Annotated in this window: 1 protein-coding gene; it reads left to right on the forward strand. The window is 63.6% G+C overall.

Annotated elements, in window-relative coordinates:
- The coding region (locus NKH57_RS33765) for a heavy metal translocating P-type ATPase (protein WP_352950700.1) at positions 1-667 on the forward strand (667 nt) is incomplete at both ends.

Genomic DNA, 667 nt, shown 5'->3' on the forward strand with positions numbered 1-667 from the left:
TTGGCGATGATCTTCGTCAGACCGACCTTTCCGTACCGACTGTTCACTGCGGCGCCTGCATCCAGACCATAGAGACGGCGTTGGGGAAACTCGATCACGTCGAGGCCGCTCGCGTCAACCTGTCAACGAAGCGGGTTTCGGTCCGGTGGCGCGGGGACGAGGTTCCACCGTTCGTCAACGTGCTGGAGCGGCTAGGTTATCAGGCTCACCTGTTCGAAGCCGAGATCGATGCAAAGGACAAGACGCTCTCGGAGCTCATCCGCGCCGTCGCTGTTGCGGGCTTTGCGGCGGGTAACATCATGCTGCTTTCGGTCTCGGTCTGGTCCGGGGCCGAAGGCGCGACACGCGACCTGTTCCACTGGGTCTCAGCGCTGATTGCCATCCCCGCGCTCGCGTTTGCCGGCGGCATCTTCTTCCGCTCGGCCTGGAATGCGTTGCGCCACGGCCGCATGAACATGGACGTGCCGATCGCGGTGGGGGTCTCGCTCGCTTACGCAATGAGCCTCTATGAGACGATCAACCATGGCGATCACGCCTATTTCGACGCGTCGGTGTCGCTGCTGTTCTTCCTGTTGATCGGCAGGACGCTGGATCACGTCATGCGGGAGCGCGCCCGCACCGCCGTGAAGGGCCTGTCGCAGCTGGCCGCGCGTGGCGCCATGGTGCT

It is taken from the genome of Mesorhizobium sp. M1050 (assembly GCF_040318715.1).
Classification (GTDB): domain Bacteria; phylum Pseudomonadota; class Alphaproteobacteria; order Rhizobiales; family Rhizobiaceae; genus Mesorhizobium.